The organism is Streptococcus parasanguinis CC87K (genome assembly GCF_000507765.1).
GTDB lineage: Bacteria > Bacillota > Bacilli > Lactobacillales > Streptococcaceae > Streptococcus > Streptococcus parasanguinis_J.
On record NZ_KI669401.1, the window covers coordinates 1055398 to 1074815 of the forward strand.

Sequence of the window (19418 nt, forward strand, 5' to 3'; positions counted from 1 at the left end):
AACACCCTTAGAAAAATAATTTCTAAGGGTGTTTCTGTTTATTTGCGATCGTCCTATTTTGATTCTTCATTTCGCTTCAGACTAAAATGGTCTGGCAAGGGGTCTGGTCCTACTTTGGTTCCAGGATGGCAACGTAGAATCCTTGCAATACCCATCAAGACACCTTTCACACCAAAACGTTCAATCGCTTGGATCATATAATTGGAACAGGTCGGTTGAAAGCGACAAGAAGGCGGAAATAGGGGAGAGATCCATTTTTGATAGCCTCTGACCAGCGCAATCAGGATTGTTTTCATGCTTTTTTAGATTTAGTCACTGCTAGATTGTGCAACTGGCTAATTTCTTTTTTGTTCAAGCGACGGTATTCACCCGGACGTAGTCCTGAGACGTCCAAATTCCCAAACTGGGTCCGGGAGAGTTTATCCACTAAAAGTCCCACAGCTTCAAACATCTTCTTGACCTGGTGGTTACGCCCTTCATGAATGGTCAACTGAACCACTGAACGGTTCTTTTCAACATCCACTTTTAAGATCTCGTAAGTCGCTGGCTTGGTTTTCTTTCCATCAATGGTCACCCCTCGCGTCAAGGGACGTAAGTTTTCCTTATTGGCAATCCCTTTGACACGCGCCACATAGACCTTATCAATTTCATTTCGCGGGTGAATCACCTCATCTGTAAAATCGCCATCATTGGTCAAAATCAAGACACCAGATGTATCCCAGTCCAAACGTCCCACTGGATAGATGCGCTCTGGTACTTGAGATAAAAGGTCAACGACTGTTGTCCGTCCTTTATCATCCGATACACTAGAGATGACGCCACGTGGCTTGTTTAAAAGATAGTAGACCTTTTCTTCGTTATAGATTGGAGTCCCTTCTACTTCAACCTGATCACCGGTTTTAATGATAGTCGCTAATTCACGCACAACTTGGCCATTGACCGTCACCAAGCCTTGCTTGATCAGTTCTTCGGCCTTGCGACGACTAGCCACGCCTGCATGGGCAATATATTTGTTAATTCTCATCTAGTTCCTCTGTTCTCTCTGAAAATAATTGACCTTCCTCTGGATCGATGTCCACTTCCTCAACCTTTGGCAATTCCTCCAAATGATTGATCCCCATATAATCCAAAAAATACTCCGTCGTGACATACAAATTAGGACGCCCGATGACTTCTTTTTTTCCATCTTCACGGATCAGATCAAATGACAGTAGTTTGGTAATAGCACCACTGGAATTGACGCCTCGAATGTCATCGACCTCCACGCGGGTGATCGGTTGCTTATAAGCAATGATTGACAAGGTTTCAAGGGCAGCCCGAGACAAACTTTGGTTCATAGGCGTTCTAGAATAGTCTCGTAAAACCGAAGCGTAGTCTGCCTTTGTCACCAATTTATAACGGGAAGCTGTCTCCATCAAACACAGACTGGTATCTGAGTCCTCCTGGTATTTTTGGGCCAATTTTTCTAAACTTTGCACCACACCTGTTGGGGGTAAAGAGAGAAGGTCTGCGATTTGTCTGGCAGTAATTCCTTCTTCACCCGCTACAAATAAGAGTGCTTCAATTTCAGCTAATTTGCTCATGTTCAATCCTATTTAAGTAAATTTCTCCAAAAGCCCTATCCTGTACCACTGTGACCTCTTGAATCTTGATCAATTCAAGGGTTGCAAGAAATAGAGTAATGACCTCTTGGAGATCCGTTGCTTCTAGAAACAAGTCCTGCAAGAGAACTTGTGAGCGATCGTGGAATCGGTGACGCAGCTGGTCCATCAGATCCTCAATCTTGTATTCATCCTTTACAATGGTTGTATGGTTCTGGCGGAATTCTTCTTTTTTCTTGGTCAATAGTTTTGAGAAAGCCAAGAAGAGATCCACCGTGGTGCGATCATGGAGTAATTCGGTATCGTCATAAATCAATTCCATCTTTGGTTTTGAATAATAGAGGGCGCGCTCCTCATGCTGTGAGGCCATCAACTCTCCTAATTGCTTGTAAGTACGGTACTCTTCCAATTGAGAAAGGAGGTCCTGCTCGAGATCCTCTGCTTCATCCATCTCCTCTGCAACCTTAGGAAGAAGTCTTCGACTCTTGATCAAGGTTAGTTGACTAGCCATCAGCATGTATTCTCCTGCTACCTCTAGTTTCATAGCCTGGAGGGTCGCCAGATAAGCCAGATACTGTTCGATCACCTCAATCAAGGGGACCTCATAAATATCCATCTGGTATTTAGAGACCAAGTGGAGCAAGAGGTCCAAAGGCCCTTCAAAATCTTTAATTTTAATATCCATTATTTATATTTTTCTAATGTCACCATGGTTTTTAGGCCCAATTCACGCGCAATACTAAAAAGATCCACACCGAGTTCTCGTTGTTTCAAAATATACTGCTCACGAATCGATTGTGCCGAAAGGTCTTGATTCCCTTTTTCGATCAAGAAGGCTTCTAATTGTCGAAATCCCCACTGACGGGAGTAGGATTTTCCTTTATTATCAAAGAGATAAATACCATCTAGGAAGAGTTGCAACTCATCCAGTAAAGGCTCTGGAACTTTTAAAACCCGTTTTTGGCCATCTTTGCCCACTCGAATGACATGAAAGTCCAGCTGAATATCTTCGACTTTGACTTGGAGGATCTCACTTGGCAATAAGCCCATCTCCAGAATCAACAAGGCCATCAAGCGTCCCTGTGGATTGGTTGATTCTTCCCAAAAATGGGTCAGATCCAACAATTCACGATCATGGGTTTTGGCCGGTTGAATTTTAGGCAAGACCAAACGATGGTATTCAGAAATAAAGCGTTCTTGATACAAATAATATAAAAATTGGTTAACAGCGGATAATTTTCGTTTTTGAACCGCCGGTTTAAAATCTTTAATCGAAGCTTGGTAAATTCTCAAATTCGTCGGCGTCACTTTTCCATGAATTGATTCAATAAATTGGTCCAAATCATAGAAATAGGCTGACTGAGAATTTTCACTTAGTTCTTTTTGATCAATAAAACTTGCAATAAATTCTTTCATTTTGGAATCATCTCGTATTCATTTGAAAAATTATGCATTAGCGAATTGATGGCTTTGAGGATCGATTTCCGCGTAATAATCCCTTGGAAATAACCTTCTTCATCCACCACTGATAAGAAGGAGTCATCCACCAACTTGTGAAGGACTTCTGTCAAATTGAAGTCTAAGCCGATGACCCCGACCTCCTTCTTTGCAACGTCTACGATATCCATCGAAGCAAAAGTCTCCTCAGGAATCTCGTGTTTCAATTGATAAGATAGAATATCCGTTAGGGAGATCGTTCCCACAAACTTGCGTTCATCCGTCACTACCGGGATGCGACTATAGCTAATCTGGCTCAACAGCAAGACTGCATGGTCTACATTGTGGGTATCAATCAAGACCGCTAAATTTTTGGCAGGAGTTAAGAACGTCTCTTCCTGCGCCAGCAAGAAACGTTCAAATTCCTTTGCTATCATCTGCTAAACTCCTTTGTCAATTCAGGGTACAATTCATGATCTCGCGTATAATACTCTACCTTGAAGTTCGAATCGGTAATCTCTATCTTGGCATACAAACACTCGCGAATCAGACCACGAGGTTGACTAACGGATCCAGGATTCACAAAGAGGGTTCTTCCTTCCTTCCAAGCATCTGGGATATGAAGGTGGCCGTAAAGACAGATATCTGCTTCCTCCTCTTGGGCCCACAGATCCAATTTTTGAAAACTAAAATTGATCTGGAAGAGATGCCCATGGGTCTGGATGATCCGTGTCGGCCCTAGTTGGGTCACCAAGCGTTCCGGATAGCCATCATAAAAATCCATATTTCCTTGGACAACGTGGATCCCTTCCCAGACAGGATCGTCACTTTTTAATTCAGAATCCCCATTGTGAAAGATCCCATCGACCTGACCTAGGTATTTTTCTTTAATAGCTTCAACAATGGAGCGGTCTCCATGCGAGTCACTCATAACGATGATTGTTTGCTTTGCCATGATGGAAATACCTCCAATAACTTTTTAACAGCTAAAGCACGATGTGATTGTGTATTTTTTTCTTCTAGCGTTAATTCAGCAGCAGCACGGCCCGTTTCCCCAACCAAGAAGAGAGGGTCATATCCAAAGCCATGTTCCCCTTTGGGCTCAAAATTAATATACCCTGGCCAATCTGCTTCCACCACTAGGCTTTCCTTGCCTGGTCTTGCAACCACCAAGGTCGTATGGAACTGGGCCAAACGATCTTTCAAGTCAAAAACCATGGCCAATTCGTGCAACAATTTCGCATTGTTTTCCGCATCTGTCGCACCAACTCCCGCAAAGCGAGCTGACCAAACTCCTGGTAAGCCTCCCAAGATATCCACCTTCAAACCTGAATCATCCGCTAAGACTGTTTTCCCAGTTAGCTCTGCAATCGTTTCAGCTTTTAGGCGGGCATTCTCTTCAAAGGTCATCCCTGTCTCTTCGACTTCTGGAAGCTCTGGGTATTGATTGAGATTTTCCACTTCAAAGCCCAGCTTTTCAAACATATTACGGAATTCTTTGGTTTTTCCTTCATTTCGAGTCGCAATAAGAATCGTATCTTTGACCTTGTCTTGACCCAAGAATGCTTCCACATCCACCCCATCACTTGGCAAATGCAAGTAAAGCAGTTTCCCTTTTTCAACCAAGAGCAAGGCTCCTTGACGCTGTACGATCTCAAAAGCTTTTCCCTTGACTTCATTCAAGATTTCAGTCAAAAAGGTCAGAAAACGAAAGGCTGAACCATAGCGCATCACCGATAGATTGAGAGGGAATCCTTCAGGATCCTTGGCAAAGAGAAGTTCCAGCTGATCTAACAGAGTGGAAGCTTCCGCAGGCACTTGACTAAATTGGTTGTAGTCTGCATCTTCTCCCCATTGGGCAATATACCAATCTTGGGGATCTTTGTATTCAAATAGTTTGTCACTCATAAATTTACATGCTCCACATTCACTGAACGTTCTAGCCATTTTTCGGCAATCGCTGCAAAGCTATTGGCATTTGCAGTGGTATAAAAGCGGTGGGTCTGCTCTAAGAGTTCCCGACTCTTATTGAGCTCAAAATAGTTTAATAAAACGGAAATATCCCGAACACACTCTGCCCCACTATCAATCAATTTGACATCCGGTCCCATCACATTTTGAATAATCGGTTTTAATAGGGGATAATGGGTACATCCCAAGACTAAGGTATCAACCTTTCCAACTAGTGGTTTTAGGGTTTCGTAAACCACCTTTTTGGTCACACTGGATGCCAACTCGTTTGATTCCACTAAAGGAACAAACTTGGGACAAGCTAAACTGCTGACTTCCATGTCTGGTGCTAGACTTTGAATCTTCTCTTTATAAATTCCAGAAGAAACCGTCATCGGTGTCCCAATGACCCCAATTTTTTGATGGGTCGTCGATTTAATGGCTGCAGAAGCTCCGGGCAAAATCACTCCTAAAACAGGAATATCAAGTTTCTCCTTGACTTCTTCCCAAACCACTGCCGTCGCTGTATTACAGGCTAAGACAATCATCTTGACATTTTTGGTCAGAAGGAAGTTCACCATCTGCCAAGTATACTCGCGAATTTGGTCTGCTGGTCTAGGACCATAAGGTGCACGCGCTGAATCTCCAATATAGACGACATCTTCGTGAGGAAGCTGACGGAGCAATTCGCGGACAACAGTTAGGCCCCCTACTCCAGAATCTAAAAAACCAATCGGTCGGTTATCCATATCTCTTCCTTCCAAAAGGAGGGACTAAGAAATTCCTCCAAGCCCCTCTCATTTATTATTGTGAGATTGCCCCACTCTTATTTTTTCTTGTTTTTCGCCATTGCTGATTTTTGTTGGTTCACAATTTGGCGATAGACTTGTTGAACTTTTGCTTCGCTTGGACGTTGGCCGCTCGCACCTAAAAGCGTACGAACTGCTTCAACATTCAAACGTGGGTTTGATGCAAATTCTTTTTCAAATTGACGACGAAGCAAGAACATTCCTGCAACCATCCCACCAAAGAAAGCTAAAATAATCAACAAAATTCCTAAAAAGAGATTCATACAATTTTCTCCGATCCATTATTTTTACATAACTATCATTATATCAGACAATCGCTTATTTTTCAATGTCAAAGCCGTAGAGTGTCGCAAGATAATCTTCTGGTTTTTCTGCTCGACGAATCAAACGGGCCTGCCCATCTTCTTGAAGCAAAACTTCTGCCGAACGCAACTTGGCATTGTACTGATAGCCCATTGAAAATCCATGGGCTCCAGTGTCATGGATCACGAGTAAATCTCCAATCTCCGTCACGGGTAATTCTCTTTGTTTGGCAAATTTATCGTTGTTTTCACAGAGACTTCCCACGACATCGACCACTTCAGTTGGTTCATCTGAACGATCCATATTGGTAATATGGTGATAAGCACCGTACATAGCCGGTCTAAGAAGATTCACAGCTGAAGCATCGACACCCACATAGGTCCGGTAGGTTTTCTTTTTATGCGTCACTCTGGTTACCAAGAGGCCGTGTGAAGCTAGCATAAAGCGACCAAGCTCCGTATAGATTTTCACATGACCAAGTCCTGCCGGTTTGAGAATCGCATCAAAGACGCGGTGTACGCCCTCCCCAATAATGGCAATATCATTTGGTTCCTGCTCTGGCTTGTAATTGACCCCAACTCCACCAGAGAGGTTGATGAAGCCCAAGTGAACACCTGTTTTCTCGACGACTTCCACTGCCAATTCAAAAAGTTGACGCGCCAGCTCTGGATAGTAGTCGTTGGATACTGTATTAGAAGCCAATAAAGCGTGAATTCCAAGCTCTTCCACACCTAGTTCTTTCAACTCGATAAAAGCTTGGATCAATTGTTCCTTGGTCATGCCAAACTTAGCTTCTTCAGGATTGTCCATAATATCGGTTCCCAGTTCAAAAACCCCTCCAGGATTATAGCGGCAAGAAATAACCTTGGGGATGCTAGTCACAGACTTCAAGAAAGCAATGTCTTCATAGGCATCCAGATTGATAGTTGCCCCTAATTCTCTAGCATAGACAAATTCATCAGCTGGCGTGTTGTTAGAAGAAAACATGATCTCTTCTCCACTAAATCCCAGTTTATCCGCCATCAACAATTCGACATAGCTGGCCGTGTCAACTCCACAGCCCTCTTCTTGCAAAATTTTTAGGATCGATGGGTTAGGAGTCGCCTTGATGGCAAAATATTCCTTAAATCCTTCATTCCAAGCAAAAGCTTGATGGAGGGCACGCGCTGTTTCACGAATTCCTGCTTCGTCATAGAGATGGAAAGGGGTCGGAAATTTTTGGGTCAGGCTTTCTAATTGTTCACGGGTTACAAAAGGTGTTTTCATAAGCGCTCATTTCTATACTTTAGTCACTATTAGTATAGCACAAGTCGGAAGACAAAAAAAGCCGAGGCAACTGCCCCAGCTCAATTGCTCTTTGATTAGTCGTTTCTTCCGAAGATACGAAGAAGGCTGATAAAGAGGTTGATAAAGTCAAGATAAAGTTCCAAAGCCATCGCTACTGCCCAACCTGTAGCAGGTTGACCATTTGTTTGATCATAGACATAGCGAATCTTTTGGTTATCCCAAGCTGTCAATCCTGCAAAGAGGAAGACAGAGATAATACTCAAGATATAGTCCATTCCAGAACTTCTCAAGAACATGTTCACAACAGAAGCGATGATCACACCGATCAAGACTCCCATCAAGGCACGTCCCATACCAGACAGGTCTTTTTTCACGACGCGTCCGATAGCTCCCATGACAATAAACATCAAGGCACTGACCAAGAAAGCCTTATAGACAGTTGCTTGCATGTAGCGAGCAATGATAAAGCTCAAGGTAAAGCCATTCAAAGCTGAGTAGATCAAGAAGATCGGAAGAGCAGACGGGCTATTTTTAACAGCCTTCCCACTTGCAACAAAGACCAAGATCAATTCTACAACCACTGCTGCATAGTAAACCATTGGTGCTGTTGTCAAGATTTGAACGAAGAAATCTTGAAAGACTGTCATCATAAGACCAGACACAAGGGCTGAAATCCCAACACCGATCCCAACTAATGAGTAGATTTTGTTATAAAAAGCATTCAATCCACTTTGTTCTTGGATTACTGAATCATTATACATATAAACAAGTTCCTTTCAAATTTGTTTACTATGATTTTAACATTTTTCGATGAAAAAATCTCCTTTTGGCCATCTTTTTACGCCAAGGTTCTGAAGCTTCCTTAACAGCCCAGTATTTATCCACCATCGTCACTACGAAGGATTCTTTGTAGCGAGGCGGGGCAAGGGTAGCTCCCCACATGTGTTTAATAATGATGTCTTCTTCCTTGGCATTGAGATCTGTGATCTTTCGTGCATTTCTCACGGCAATGCGGGGATGGATCCAGGCGTGACTTTTCGTAAACTTGGTCTCGCGCCAATCATAGTAAAAGAGGTCATGCAGGAGGCCACCCCGAGCCGTACTTTTGGCATCCCAACCAAATTTTTTAGCCAGTTTATAACTGGTATAGCTAACATGAATGGAATGCTCCAAACGATTGGAATGAATATGGTGGGGAATGTCAGCTAATTTTTGAACCTTAGGATGCTGGATCAGATGGCCTACATAGGTCATGTATTCTTTGTCACGATGATATTGCATAAGATAACCACCTTTCGTTGATAAGCTCTCCCAATAAGATCTCCATCAACTTCTTCTTACAGGTTAAGTATACTTCTTTTTCTCAAAATTTCCTTAAAGAAAACATCAAAATTCCTGCTGCCACTGCAACATTCAAACTCTCGGCCCGACCTGGCATAGGAATATGAACCAGCTGGTCTGCTTGTGCCGCCATTTCCTGGCTGATGCCATTTCCTTCATTCCCCATAACCAGAATAAACTGATCGGTCTGAGGAAGCTGACGGTAGTCAATGGAAGCTTCTGAAAGCGTCGTTGCGAGAACTGCTAGATGAGAGTGCGCAGCTCGTTCCAATAGTTCTTCTCGATCCAGTTTCCAGATAGGAATATGGAAATGACTGCCCTGCATGGATCGAAGGGTCTTGAGACTGTATAGATCTGCGGAGGCTTTCGAAAGCATGACGCCATCAAAACCTGCTGCATCTGCTGTTCGAATCATAGTCCCAACATTGCCAGGATCCTGTACATCCTCCAAATAGAGGAATCGCCCTTGTAGCTGATCCGGAAGCTCTGGCTGCTCTAGAAGAATCTCTGCGACAATCCCTTGAGGAGTCTTCGAATCTGCCAAGAGGCTTAAAATCTCCGGAGTCACGATAGTGACTTTTTGGATGTCCTCTACCCGGTCTAAATAGGCTTCTAAAACAAAGACCTGCCGAATCTTCGCATGATTTTCTACTGCCTCTTCAAACAGATGCCAGCCTTCAATGAGATAAGAATCTGTCCGGTATTTTTTTTGATGTAATTTTTTAGCATTTTTGATTACATTATTGGATTTAGACGTTATAATATTCATAGAACTATTATAGCACAAAGAAAAAGAAGAAATCATACCTCAGATAGATTTCTTCGAGTCAAGGAGGTCGCACATGCAAAAGGTAAAAATGATTGCCCAAGGACGGGTTCAAGGGGTTGGCTTTCGCTGGGGAGTCTACAGTCTTGCTTTAGAGATCGGTGGGATTACTGGCCGTGTCTGGAATAATGACGACGGAACGGTTGGCATTCTGGCCCAGGCAGAGTCTAGTAGCCAAATGGCCAAATTCATTCAAGAAATTCGCAAAGGTCCTACACCTTTTGCACATGTAACTTATTTAGATGTTACGCTCGCAAACTTTGAAAACTATACAGACTTTAAAATTGCAAATTAAGACTAGAGAACTATTGTGTATTTTAAAAAAAAACAGTAGAATAGAAAGGTAACATTTTAAAAAAGAAGGAACTATTTGTGAAAAAAAATAAACTTGCATTACTTGCATCGATGGGACTAGCTTCGCTTGTCTTCTTATCAGGATGCGTGAGTGTCGATCGGAAAACTGGAAATCCGACTGGATTGATCTGGAATCTTCTTGGCCGTCCAATGGGCGAAGCCATCAAATTCTTTGCCAACAACCTTGGCTTGGGCTTTGGGATAGGGATTATTATCGTCACCTTGATCGTGCGGTTGATCATCTTGCCACTTGGTTTGTACCAATCATGGAAGGCAACCTACCAATCTGAAAAGATGAACTACTTAAAACCTATCCTTGGGCCAATCCAAGAGCGCATGAAGAACGCTAGCACACAAGAAGAAAAGCTATTGGCGCAACAGGAATTAATGGCTGCTCAACGTGAAAATGGAGTTAGCATGTTTGGTGGAGTTGGGTGTTTGCCACTCTTGATCCAAATGCCATTCTTCTCAGCTCTCTTCTTTGCAGCTCAGCACACCAAAGGGGTAGCAGATAGTAGCTTCCTTGGCATTGCTCTCGGCAAACCAAGCTTGCTCTTGACAGCGATCGTAGCAGTTCTTTACTATATCCAAAGTATGCTTTCTCTTCATGGAATTGAAGATGAAACCCAAAAGGAAAGCATGCGCAAAGCATCACTGATGAGTCCGATTATGATCGGTGTCTTCTCATTGATCTCCTCAGCCGGAGTGACTCTTTACTGGGTAGTCGGTGGGGTGATCCAAATTATCCAACAATTTGTCATCAACTACTTGATTCGTCCAAATCTTCGCAAACGAGTCGCTGAGGAATACAAAAACAATCCTCCTAAAGCGACTAGTCACCGCGTGAAAAAAGATGTCACACCTACTGCAACGACACAAATCCAACACAAACCAAAAAACAACCGCAATGCAGGAAAACAACGCAATAGAAAGTAGTACAAACCACTAATTCTAGCGGTATACAGTAGCACTTGAACCCAAGGTTCAAGTGCTTTTTTTGATATCGTTCAGTCAGCAAAGAATTTTCACTCTCACAAAAAGATTAAGAGCACAAAAAAACAAGCCCTCTTGGAGGGCTTGCGTTTTATAGTTACGCTGTTTTTTCTACGTTCAAAATTTTCACTTGGTAGCTTCCAGCTGGTGTCTCAACAGTGACAACGTCACCTGTCTTCTTACCAATCAAAGCGTGACCGATTGGGCTTTCGTTAGAAATCTTTCCTGCAAAGGCATCTGCCCCTGCTGAACCAACGATGCTGTATACTTCTTCATCTGTTTCGCCAACTTCTTGAACTGTAACGGTTTTTCCGATCGCTACTTCGTCTACTGCAACAGCGTCACTATCGACGATTTCTGCATAACGGATTTTTGTTTCCAAGCTAGAGATTTGACCTTCCACAAAAGCTTGTTCATCTTTTGCCGCTTCATACTCAGAGTTTTCTGAGAGGTCACCATATGAACGAGCGATCTTAATCCGTTCCACCACTTCAGGTCGACGGACCAATTTCAATTCTTCTAATTCTTGTTCCAATTTTTCTTTTTCTGCTAGGGTCATTGGGTATGTTTTTTCTGCCATTATTCTTCTCTTTCTATTATTTGAATGAAAAAGCTGTGGACGCGCCACATGCTTTTTCTAGTTTGAACTTGCTTGTGTCAATTTACTATTGACGTGTTCTTCAACATTTTTATTGTGTTCTTCGTATGTCTTAGCGAAGAAAACTTCACCATTTTCGACATTTGCGACAAAATACAAGTAATCGGTCTTACTTGGGTTCACCGCCGCTTCGATCGCTGATACTCCAGGGTTATCCACTGGGCCAGGCATCAAGCCGGTATTCTTATAAATATTATAAGGTGAATCCAGCTCTGTATTGATCGTTGCATCTTCTTTTAAGGTCGTCTTTTGACCAAGTTTCCCTTCTGCATAAAGAATTGCAATATTACTTTGCAAAGGCATGTCTTGGTTCAAGCGGTTATAGAAGACACTCGCGATATCTTTGCGGTCCTGATCCGTCGCCCCTTCTTTTTCAACCAAGGAAGCAAGAGTCAATACTTCGTTTACATTGATGTTCTTGCTCTCAAGTGTTTCATAGTATGGGCTTAAGTTTTGATCCATTGCCGCAAGCATCTGATCGATCATCTCTTTCACTGTGGTATCTTTCCCATAGTTATAAGTTGCTGGGAAGAGATAACCTTCTAAACGGTAGCGAACACCAGAATCCTTACTTGGCAGATTCGCCAAGAGCTTAGGATATTTGGCCACCATCTTCTCAATAAAGGCATCGTCTTGGACAGCCTTCAAGAAATCTTCTTTCTTAAATGGAGTCTTGCCTGCCTTCTTAGTGGAGACATTGGTGGTGATAGCCGTCGCAATCTGATCGATCGTATAACCTTCTGGAATCGTGACCTTTCCAAGAACTGGAGCCTGAGGAGTTTTGGTTCCCTCTTCTTGCAGTTTTTGGATGATGGTTTCTAGATCCATGCTCTTTTGCAAATTGAAATAACCAGATTTGAAATTGCTATAGTTCTTGAACTTGGTATAGTAGTTAAAGAACTGACCATTTTTCACGAGTCCTTTTTTCTCAAGGATCGCGCCAATCTCACGATTACTTGAACCTGCTGGAATCTCAACCGTTACGAATTCTGTTGCATTTTTATCCATCGGCTTGACAGCTGAATGGATATAGGTCACAGCAAAGATCCCTGTAGCCACGATCACAATCAGCAAAAGGCTGACTACTGTCCGCACAATTCGTTTAGCGATTTTATTTTGTTTCTTTTGTTTTTGTTGGCGCTGGTTACGAGAAGAGCGCGATAAGCTTTCCTCTACCGGTTCCTGACTTGGTTCTTTTTTAGCAGGCTTTGTAAGCTCACTCTTTTCTTCCACAGCAGGAGTCGCCTTTACCGGCTCCACTGGTTCTTCTTTGGGAGCCAACGCAGATTCTTCTACTTTTGGAGGTAGTGTTGCTTCTTCCTCCTCTTTCAGTGAAGAAGGGGTTTCAATACTTCGATCAGGTAGATCATACTCTTTTTCGATTTTTAGAAGTTGCTCATTAGCCTCTTCTAAGTCTCTGAGGATCTGCTCTTTGAAGCTTAATAACTTCTCACTGTCTTGTGATTTATCAGTCAAATAATTGACCTCCCTCATCATAATCCTTAATATTATATCTTAAAAGATTTAGAAAAGCAATACAAATCGCTCTTCTTCTTTAAAATACCTATTTAATCAAGTTTTTCATTTTCCCAGACCAGATTGTACCAAACTTCACCCGCATATTGGGATTCTGAGAGACCCTCATTGGTAAATCCTTGCTTTTCATAATAAGGAATCAAATAATCATGACAGGTCAAATTGATCCCTTGGCGATTATCTTTCAACGCAATCTCTTTCATCGCTTCAAGCAAAAGGGTTCCCACTCCAAGTCCTTGAGCTTCTTTAGCAATGGATAGACTCGTAATGGAAATAAAGCCCTTTTCTAACTGACTTAGATCTTCAACCTCTGAAAAAGAGGAATCGATCAAATAGCGCTCCGGTCTAACAGGTCCTTCTAAATAGCCTAAAATCTGACCTTGGCACTCTGCTACAAGAAATGTCGTTTGAATCTTTTCGATGTGATCTTTTAAAATCTCACGCGCAATCGCTTCTTCTTCTGAGAAATTCTCAAGCTCAATACGCTCGATGGCATCCAAATCCTGCAGCTCTGCCTGTCTAATGTGAATCTTTTCTTTCATCATTTACCCCTTCTATCGTTCCCAAACCATATGGACACCTCGATCAGACTCAGCTTCATCTCGAAATCCTTGCTGGGAAAAATAAGATAGTAAGTCTTCTGGGCAATCGATCCAAATGGCTTCCTTTTCCTTTTGAACAGCTAGATCCTTTAAAGCAGCGATCAAAATAGAGCCATAGCCTTGACCTTGAAAGGCTGGTCTCACTGCTAGTCGCAATACAATTAGGTATCCTTTTAAAGGCTGGTCTTCTGTCGCCAACAAGTAAGCCACAGCATCCCCCGCCTGCTCTGCAAGCAAAGAAATGGCTCCCTTCGAACCTAGCGCTTCCTCAAGAGTGGCCTTGTGCTTCTTTTCTTCATTGTCATGAAGTTCTTCTTCTAGCAACAGCAACTGTTCTTGATCAGCTGGGGTGATTGATCGAATCATCATCCTGCTTTCCTCATCTCATACTCCTTCAGTGGACAGATAAATTTGAGTCTGGAACCAATCGATTCCAGACTCAATCATCTCTTATTGTACACTATGTGTCAAACTAGATAATAAACGCTCAAATGAGTATTCATAGGTTTGAATATCTCCTGCTCCCATAAAGACATAGACCGCATTTTCATGGTCAAGAAGAGGAGAAACATTCTCAGCTGTAATAATCGCTGAACGTTTGACAATTTTTGCTTCCAAGTCTTCAACTTTCACATCGCCGTGATCGACTTCCCGTGCAGAACCATAGATCTGTGCCAAGTAAACAGCATCTGCTTGATTCAAGGCTTCAGCAAATTCATCCAACAAGGCAATGGTCCGTGTAAAGGTATGTGGTTGGAAAATCGCCACAATCTCTTTACTTGGGTATTTTTGACGGGCTGCATCCAAGGTTGCAATAATTTCCGTTGGATGGTGCGCAAAGTCATCGATGATCACTGTTCCATTGACTACTTTTTCAGTAAAGCGACGTTTCACTCCAGCAAAGGTCTTCAAATGCTCGCGGACTAAATCTAAATCAAATCCTGCAATGTAAAGCAAACCAATGACTGCTGTGGCATTCATGATGTTGTGGCGACCAAAAGTTGGGATATGGAATTGCCCCAAATCTTCTCCACGGAAATGAACGTTGAAGGTTGAACCAGTCGTTGAACGAAGCAAGTTGCTTGCCACAAAATCGTTCGTCTCCTTATCAAAACCATAGTAATAAATTGGTGCTGATGAGGTAATCCGACGCAATTCTTTGTCTTCTCCGTAGATGAAGAGGCCTTTGCTGATTTGTTTGGCATAATCGTTAAAAGCATTAAAGACATCTTCCAAGCTCGTGAAATAGTCTGGATGGTCGAAGTCAATATTGGTGATGATGCTGTATTCAGGATGGTAAGGCATAAAGTGGCGTTCATACTCATCTGATTCAAAGACAAAGTATTTGGCTGCTGCAGAGCCACGACCTGTCCCGTCACCAATCAAATAACTGGTGTCAGTGATATTTGATAAGACGTGAGAAAGCATCCCTGTTGTCGAGGTTTTTCCGTGTGCTCCGGCAACCCCCATGCTGACGAAGTCACGCATAAATTCACCAAGGAATTCATGGTAGCGTTTATAAGTTAGGCCATGCTCATCTGCATAAGCAATTTCCACATTGTTATCTGGACGGAAAGCATTCCCGGCAATGAGGATCTTGTCGCCTTCCAAATTTTTCACATCAAATGGATAAATTTGAATTCCTGCTTGTTCCAAGCCACGTTGCGTAAAGTAATACTTCTCAACATCTGACCCTTGAACCGTATGTCCCATTTGGTGAAGCATGAGGGCTAAAGCACTCATCCCTGCTCCTTTAATTCCAATAAAATGGTATGTATTAGACATGTTTTCTCCTTATTCTTGATCTAGATGGGTTAAATCCAATTCTTGTTTGATTGGCTGTGGTTTCAACTTGTGCTGATCTTTATTGTATATTTGGCTAGTCTTTAAGAAATCATAATTGTTTTTCTTTTCAGTCGGTTCTGCCACTTCTGGTTCTCCTGCAGATTCGAACTCTGCAAGGATCAACTGATCTTGTCGTAATCGTTTGCTATATTTCAATAATTCACCCGGATTTTCCTTTTGGAAGGGAGCCGTTGGCTGACCAGGTTTTCGTTCAGAAATAAATGGTTTTTTCCGTTTACTTGTAGTAGCTGCTGGATCCGTTGTCAGATAGGGAGCTGTGCGTTTCTTTTTCAGATCTTCACGAGCGCGCTCTCTCGCTTCCTCTGCATAACGATTGGCTGGGCTTTTTTTATCAATCGGCTCTTTAAAATCAGGTTTTCTTACTGGCCGTCTTTTCGGTAGGGGCTCTTCTAATGGTTGGTGGTAAGGATGCTTAGGTTTGGTATTTTCAGCAATCGGTTGCCATTCCAAATAATTTTTATCCACATAGTCGCCTGTAATGTTACTAATCAAGTCTGTTTCATCATACAGGTTCATGTGGGGCATCTCTGTTAACATCAACTCATTATCCCCTACTTGAGGAAAATATTTTTCTGTCATGCTTTCTTCCTTTCGACACTCCATTAATTATAAACTATTCACAGAATTTTTCAAGCTATTCTGACTGAATTCCAAGAATCTCACGAATTTCCTCAACCGATAAACTAGATCGTGTTTCCGTTCCGTCTAAAATCGTTGAGACCAAGTGTCTTTTGGAAGCTTGTAGTTCTTGGATTTTTTCTTCGATCGTACCACGAGTAATCATACGATAAACTTCGACATTTTGTTCCTGTCCCATTCGATGGGCACGTCCAATAGCCTGGTCTTCCACTGCAGGATTCCACCACAAATCGACTAAGATGACCGTATCGGCACCAGTGAGGTTCAATCCAACCCCTCCAGCCTTCAGAGAAATGAGAAAAGCATGGCGCTCACCTGCATTAAAAGCATTGGTCATTTCTTGTCGATCTTTAGCGGGAGTAGAACCTGTGATTTTAAAGGAGGTCATGCCAAGCTGGTCAATCTCCTGCTCTAGGATATCCAGCATGCCTCTAAATTGAGAGAAGATCAAAACCCGGTGTTCGCCATCCTTGATTTGACCCAAAAGATCTCGAAGGCTCTCCAATTTCCCACTATCTCCCTGATAGTCTTCCATAAAGAGGGCGGGGGTATCACAGATTTGGCGAAGACGCATGAGTCCAGAGAGAATCTCCACCTTGCTTCGATTTAGTTCTTCCTCACTAGAGGTTCGAACTCGATCTTGAATTTGTTTTAATTGAGCCAAATAGATCGTTTTTTGACTTTCATCCAACTCATTGTGATAGGTTGTTTCAATTAAGTCCGGTAATTCTTGGAGCACTTCATCTTTTTTCCGTCTCATGACGAAAGGTTTGACAAAGCGCGCAATGGTCTCAGGACTCAATTTTTGAAATTCTCTTTTAGCTGGGAAGAGCCCTGGAAGGACAATTTGGAAAATAGACCAGAGTTCACCCACATGGTTTTCAATCGGTGTCCCAGATAAGGCAAACACATGCGGAACCTCAAAGCCACGTAAATGTTGGGCAATCTTGGTTTGGGCATTTTTCATGACCTGGGCTTCATCTAGAATCAAGTACTCATACTGATTCTTCTGGTATTCCTCCACATCTTGACGGAAAGACGCGTAACTAGTGATAACTACCTGTGGATTGGTTGCGATGAGTTCATCTCGGTGCTGCTTGAGACCATAGACGACTACCACTTCCATCTGAGGAGCGAATTTTGAAAATTCTTGTTTCCAATTGTAGATGAGACTAGATGGAGCTAGAATCAAGATTTTAGTTTCTTTTTTTGCGACACTGGTCAAGAAGGAAATAGTCTGCAGGGTTTTCCCAAGCCCCATATCATCCGCTAAAATACCACCAAAACCATAATGATTTAACATGGAGAACCATTTAACCCCTGTTTCTTGGTAATCCCTTAGGGTCGCTTGGATTGTCATCTGAGGGAGTTGGAAGTCTTCTGGATGAGTCAAATCATGAGCTAAATTTCGAAAGTCTTCTGAAAAATGAACATTGTCTTGATCTGCCAACAAATCAGATAGCTGATAAGCGGCAATCCGGCGGGCTTGTAGTTTCCCACCCTTGCTCATTTTCGCCCGCAGATCTGCTAAGGCTCGACTGATCTTCTTGGTTTCTTCATCAAAGACAAGAACTTTCCCTGTATGGCTGACAAAATAGTCTTTTTGCCCTACTAGAGCTTTGAGGACCTGGTCCACTTCGGCTGGATCCACACTTTCAAAGTCAAAACCGATCTCCAGTAGACTGCCATTGGTTTTAACATCAATTTTTGGACGCTCCACTTGATAAAGATCTAAAAGGCTATCAGAGAGGGTAACCTCTCCTAAGGCTTCAAAAGTCGGGATCTGTTGGTGAAAGAATGGATAGATTTGCTCACTTGATAAAGGACTTCTTTGGGAAGAAAAATCATCCGTAAAACCTGCTGCTAGCATGGTTGAAAAGACTTCTTGCTCCTTATCGAAATCACTAGAATAAGGAAGATTGAGAAGTTCCTCACGCGTGGTCACCACACGATCCTGGTATTGAAAGACAACATCCAGTAATACAGTCTGATCCTGTGCTAGATCAAAATGAAATTCCGGAGTGAAATCGTGGATTAAAAAGCTGGTCGGGGCTGTTATTTGTCCCAGTTTTTTGAACTCTTTTAAACTATAGGAAAGCTTTGTTTGGTCCGTTGGATCAAAATGCAGGCGTTTTTTGCGATCCTGATCCATTGGAAGATCTTGGATCGCCTTCCATAAGGTCCGCTGTTGGGGCGTCAGGTGATAGAAGACACCATTTCGAAACAGGTAAACAGCAGACTCGACAACCTTCACTTGTGGCTCAGTAATGATCAATTCGTAAAAATCACCATGGTCTTCCACCTGAAAATGAAAGAGATCTTCCTCCCCATGGACATCCTGAAAATAGACTTCAGAAAAATCATACAAGCTATATTGCAAGAGGAAGGAATCCAAATTCATTAGTAATTCTACAGCTTCTTCAAATAGAGTCGGTGGAAAATAAAGATGGCGCCCAGCATTGGGAAAGAAATCTTGCTCTTTTGATCCACTATCTGTGACCAAGCCTTGTAGGAAATTGATCACATCCTGACTAGGTCCATCAAATTCTAAGTAAGAAATAGGTTCATAGTAACTTTTGCCAATTGCAAAGTGGCCTTCTTTCTGAAGGGTCTGCAAAAAAGCTAGCACATCTCTGATCACATAAGAACGCTCGTCTGGCAAGCGACGAATGCGAAGGGTCCACAAGAATTGACCAGAGTATTCATCCTCCTGCCCAACTGTCGATAAGACATAGCGTGTTTCTTTTTTTTCGATTTTTGGAAGGACCTGGTCTAAAAACAAACTTCCAAAAGAAACCTTCTCCTGCGTTTCTTCAGTCGCCGTGGCGTCTTCTTCAAGACTTGCAAGAGCTGCTTTCCCACTGTCATCATTCTTCAAGAAAGCTTCTACAGCTGCCAGATGCGTACAGAATTTTTTCTTTTGAAAGAAAGCACAGCTACAAAAAACAGCATCGTCGTCTAAACTGTACCGCAAGCTTTCTTCTTCCACCCGAAAATACAGGTATTTTTCTTTTACTTCCTGAAGGGAAACTTTCCCAGCTTCATAGAGAAGGCTCCCTTGTGAACGAACCTTCCCAGGAATTAATTTTGCCATGTTTACCACCTTAGATTAATCCCTTTATTATACCATATTTAAGATAAAATTAGAAAAAATAGTTATCATCTTGAAAGGATTTTAGCCCGTTTTTTACCTGATTTCGTAACACTCTCAGTTCA

23 protein-coding genes are annotated in these 19418 nt (G+C 42.4%); 2 read left to right on the forward strand and 21 right to left on the reverse strand.

Annotation, left to right across the window (positions count from 1 at the left end; translation table 11 throughout):
- Positions 1 to 53: 53 nt before the first annotated feature.
- The 14 genes from yidD to HMPREF1195_RS05205 form a co-directional block, all read right to left on the reverse strand.
- On the reverse strand, positions 54 to 296 hold the full coding sequence (yidD, locus tag HMPREF1195_RS05140; RefSeq protein ID WP_023918885.1) for a membrane protein insertion efficiency factor YidD: 243 nt from the start codon (positions 294 to 296) through the stop codon (positions 54 to 56).
- The gene (locus tag HMPREF1195_RS05145; protein ID WP_023918887.1) at positions 293 to 1024 is read right to left on the reverse strand and encodes a pseudouridine synthase; all 732 of its coding nucleotides are present in this window, start codon (positions 1022 to 1024) and stop codon (positions 293 to 295) included. Before HMPREF1195_RS05145 ends, yidD begins: the two co-directional genes overlap by 4 nt.
- The gene (gene scpB / locus HMPREF1195_RS05150) at positions 1014 to 1583 is read right to left on the reverse strand and encodes an SMC-Scp complex subunit ScpB (RefSeq protein ID WP_023918890.1); all 570 of its coding nucleotides are present in this window, start codon (positions 1581 to 1583) and stop codon (positions 1014 to 1016) included. Before scpB ends, HMPREF1195_RS05145 begins: the two co-directional genes overlap by 11 nt.
- On the reverse strand, positions 1567 to 2286 hold the full coding sequence (locus HMPREF1195_RS05155; RefSeq protein WP_023918892.1) for a segregation/condensation protein A: 720 nt from the start codon (positions 2284 to 2286) through the stop codon (positions 1567 to 1569). The genes scpB and HMPREF1195_RS05155 overlap by 17 nt, the downstream gene beginning before the upstream one ends.
- Entirely contained in the window at positions 2286 to 3017 is a 732-nt protein-coding gene (gene xerD, locus HMPREF1195_RS05160) for a site-specific tyrosine recombinase XerD (RefSeq protein ID WP_009731506.1), read from the reverse strand. Before xerD ends, HMPREF1195_RS05155 begins: the two co-directional genes overlap by 1 nt.
- Entirely contained in the window at positions 3014 to 3475 is a 462-nt protein-coding gene (gene cbpB / locus HMPREF1195_RS05165; protein ID WP_003008353.1) for a cyclic-di-AMP-binding protein CbpB, read from the reverse strand. The genes xerD and cbpB overlap by 4 nt, the downstream gene beginning before the upstream one ends.
- A complete protein-coding gene (locus HMPREF1195_RS05170) occupies positions 3472 to 3993 on the reverse strand; it encodes a metallophosphoesterase (protein ID WP_003008356.1) in 522 nt (173 codons plus the stop codon). The genes cbpB and HMPREF1195_RS05170 overlap by 4 nt, the downstream gene beginning before the upstream one ends.
- Positions 3966 to 4946, reverse strand: a complete 981-nt coding sequence (locus HMPREF1195_RS05175; RefSeq protein WP_023918894.1) for a nucleoside-triphosphate diphosphatase — start codon at positions 4944 to 4946, stop codon at positions 3966 to 3968. Before HMPREF1195_RS05175 ends, HMPREF1195_RS05170 begins: the two co-directional genes overlap by 28 nt.
- Positions 4943 to 5737 (reverse strand): glutamate racemase, encoded by a 795-nt coding sequence (gene racE / locus HMPREF1195_RS05180; protein WP_003008361.1) that lies wholly within the window; start codon positions 5735 to 5737, stop codon positions 4943 to 4945. Before racE ends, HMPREF1195_RS05175 begins: the two co-directional genes overlap by 4 nt.
- A 77-nt stretch (positions 5738 to 5814) precedes the next feature.
- Complete coding sequence (locus HMPREF1195_RS05185; RefSeq protein WP_003005109.1) at positions 5815 to 6060, reverse strand: YneF family protein; 246 nt, start codon at positions 6058 to 6060, stop codon at positions 5815 to 5817.
- Positions 6061 to 6115: 55 nt separating this feature from the next.
- Positions 6116 to 7366 (reverse strand): diaminopimelate decarboxylase, encoded by a 1251-nt coding sequence (locus HMPREF1195_RS05190; protein ID WP_023918896.1) that lies wholly within the window; start codon positions 7364 to 7366, stop codon positions 6116 to 6118.
- Between the two features lie 95 nt (positions 7367 to 7461).
- Positions 7462 to 8148 carry a Bax inhibitor-1/YccA family protein gene (locus tag HMPREF1195_RS05195; RefSeq protein WP_003008369.1) on the reverse strand — a complete coding sequence of 229 codons (687 nt, stop codon included), beginning with the start codon at positions 8146 to 8148 and terminating at the stop codon, positions 7462 to 7464.
- Positions 8149 to 8176: 28 nt separating this feature from the next.
- Positions 8177 to 8668 (reverse strand): HDIG domain-containing metalloprotein, encoded by a 492-nt coding sequence (locus tag HMPREF1195_RS05200; protein ID WP_003005617.1) that lies wholly within the window; start codon positions 8666 to 8668, stop codon positions 8177 to 8179.
- An 82-nt stretch (positions 8669 to 8750) separates the two neighbouring features.
- Positions 8751 to 9497, reverse strand: a complete 747-nt coding sequence (locus HMPREF1195_RS05205) for a TrmH family RNA methyltransferase (RefSeq protein WP_023918898.1) — start codon at positions 9495 to 9497, stop codon at positions 8751 to 8753.
- 73 nt (positions 9498 to 9570) lie between these two features.
- On the opposite strand from HMPREF1195_RS05205, the gene HMPREF1195_RS05210 reads away from it, so the two are divergent.
- Both HMPREF1195_RS05210 and yidC read left to right on the forward strand, forming a co-directional pair.
- Entirely contained in the window at positions 9571 to 9849 is a 279-nt protein-coding gene (locus HMPREF1195_RS05210; RefSeq protein WP_023918900.1) for an acylphosphatase, read from the forward strand.
- 77 nt (positions 9850 to 9926) lie between these two features.
- Positions 9927 to 10844: a membrane protein insertase YidC gene (gene yidC, locus HMPREF1195_RS05215; RefSeq protein WP_003008377.1), complete on the forward strand. Its 918-nt coding sequence runs from the start codon at positions 9927 to 9929 to the stop codon at positions 10842 to 10844.
- Between the two features lie 154 nt (positions 10845 to 10998).
- Here the strand turns inward: yidC and greA are convergent, their stop codons facing one another.
- The 7 genes from greA to HMPREF1195_RS05250 all read right to left on the reverse strand — a co-directional run bounded on the left by greA (position 10999) and on the right by HMPREF1195_RS05250 (position 19296).
- Entirely contained in the window at positions 10999 to 11481 is a 483-nt protein-coding gene (gene greA, locus HMPREF1195_RS05220) for a transcription elongation factor GreA (protein WP_003005389.1), read from the reverse strand.
- Positions 11482 to 11538: 57 nt separating this feature from the next.
- A complete protein-coding gene (gene mltG, locus HMPREF1195_RS05225; protein WP_457853204.1) occupies positions 11539 to 13068 on the reverse strand; it encodes an endolytic transglycosylase MltG in 1530 nt (509 codons plus the stop codon).
- Between the two features lie 59 nt (positions 13069 to 13127).
- Positions 13128 to 13637 (reverse strand): GNAT family N-acetyltransferase, encoded by a 510-nt coding sequence (locus HMPREF1195_RS05230; RefSeq protein ID WP_023918903.1) that lies wholly within the window; start codon positions 13635 to 13637, stop codon positions 13128 to 13130.
- A gap of 12 nt (positions 13638 to 13649) precedes the next feature.
- The gene (locus HMPREF1195_RS05235; RefSeq protein ID WP_023918905.1) at positions 13650 to 14066 is read right to left on the reverse strand and encodes a GNAT family N-acetyltransferase; all 417 of its coding nucleotides are present in this window, start codon (positions 14064 to 14066) and stop codon (positions 13650 to 13652) included.
- Between the two features lie 81 nt (positions 14067 to 14147).
- Complete coding sequence (murC, locus tag HMPREF1195_RS05240) at positions 14148 to 15482, reverse strand: UDP-N-acetylmuramate--L-alanine ligase (protein ID WP_023918907.1); 1335 nt, start codon at positions 15480 to 15482, stop codon at positions 14148 to 14150.
- 9 nt (positions 15483 to 15491) lie between these two features.
- Positions 15492 to 16142: a divisome accessory protein ZapJ gene (locus tag HMPREF1195_RS05245; RefSeq protein WP_003017389.1), complete on the reverse strand. Its 651-nt coding sequence runs from the start codon at positions 16140 to 16142 to the stop codon at positions 15492 to 15494.
- Positions 16143 to 16197: 55 nt separating this feature from the next.
- On the reverse strand, positions 16198 to 19296 hold the full coding sequence (locus HMPREF1195_RS05250; protein WP_023918909.1) for a pilus expression-regulating Snf2 family helicase: 3099 nt from the start codon (positions 19294 to 19296) through the stop codon (positions 16198 to 16200).
- Positions 19297 to 19418 lie beyond the last annotated feature (122 nt).

Bases quoted from the DNA above. Each gene is read 5' to 3' on its own strand.
- yidD (WP_023918885.1), bottom strand. From the start codon at position 296: ATGAAAACAATCCTGATTGCGCTGGTCAGAGGCTATCAAAAATGGATC.
- HMPREF1195_RS05145 (WP_023918887.1), bottom strand. From the start codon at position 1,024: ATGAGAATTAACAAATATATTGCCCATGCAGGCGTGGCTAGTCGTCGC.
- scpB (WP_023918890.1), bottom strand. From the start codon at position 1,583: ATGAGCAAATTAGCTGAAATTGAAGCACTCTTATTTGTAGCGGGTGAA.
- HMPREF1195_RS05155 (WP_023918892.1), bottom strand. From the start codon at position 2,286: ATGGATATTAAAATTAAAGATTTTGAAGGGCCTTTGGACCTCTTGCTC.
- xerD (WP_009731506.1), bottom strand. From the start codon at position 3,017: ATGAAAGAATTTATTGCAAGTTTTATTGATCAAAAAGAACTAAGTGAA.
- cbpB (WP_003008353.1), bottom strand. From the start codon at position 3,475: ATGATAGCAAAGGAATTTGAACGTTTCTTGCTGGCGCAGGAAGAGACG.
- HMPREF1195_RS05170 (WP_003008356.1), bottom strand. From the start codon at position 3,993: ATGGCAAAGCAAACAATCATCGTTATGAGTGACTCGCATGGAGACCGC.
- HMPREF1195_RS05175 (WP_023918894.1), bottom strand. From the start codon at position 4,946: ATGAGTGACAAACTATTTGAATACAAAGATCCCCAAGATTGGTATATT.
- racE (WP_003008361.1), bottom strand. From the start codon at position 5,737: ATGGATAACCGACCGATTGGTTTTTTAGATTCTGGAGTAGGGGGCCTA.
- HMPREF1195_RS05185 (WP_003005109.1), bottom strand. From the start codon at position 6,060: ATGAATCTCTTTTTAGGAATTTTGTTGATTATTTTAGCTTTCTTTGGT.
- HMPREF1195_RS05190 (WP_023918896.1), bottom strand. From the start codon at position 7,366: ATGAAAACACCTTTTGTAACCCGTGAACAATTAGAAAGCCTGACCCAA.
- HMPREF1195_RS05195 (WP_003008369.1), bottom strand. From the start codon at position 8,148: ATGTATAATGATTCAGTAATCCAAGAACAAAGTGGATTGAATGCTTTT.
- HMPREF1195_RS05200 (WP_003005617.1), bottom strand. From the start codon at position 8,668: ATGCAATATCATCGTGACAAAGAATACATGACCTATGTAGGCCATCTG.
- HMPREF1195_RS05205 (WP_023918898.1), bottom strand. From the start codon at position 9,497: ATGAATATTATAACGTCTAAATCCAATAATGTAATCAAAAATGCTAAA.
- HMPREF1195_RS05210 (WP_023918900.1), top strand. From the start codon at position 9,571: ATGCAAAAGGTAAAAATGATTGCCCAAGGACGGGTTCAAGGGGTTGGC.
- greA (WP_003005389.1), bottom strand. From the start codon at position 11,481: ATGGCAGAAAAAACATACCCAATGACCCTAGCAGAAAAAGAAAAATTG.
- HMPREF1195_RS05230 (WP_023918903.1), bottom strand. From the start codon at position 13,637: ATGAAAGAAAAGATTCACATTAGACAGGCAGAGCTGCAGGATTTGGAT.
- HMPREF1195_RS05235 (WP_023918905.1), bottom strand. From the start codon at position 14,066: ATGATGATTCGATCAATCACCCCAGCTGATCAAGAACAGTTGCTGTTG.
- murC (WP_023918907.1), bottom strand. From the start codon at position 15,482: ATGTCTAATACATACCATTTTATTGGAATTAAAGGAGCAGGGATGAGT.
- HMPREF1195_RS05245 (WP_003017389.1), bottom strand. From the start codon at position 16,142: ATGACAGAAAAATATTTTCCTCAAGTAGGGGATAATGAGTTGATGTTA.
- HMPREF1195_RS05250 (WP_023918909.1), bottom strand. From the start codon at position 19,296: ATGGCAAAATTAATTCCTGGGAAGGTTCGTTCACAAGGGAGCCTTCTC.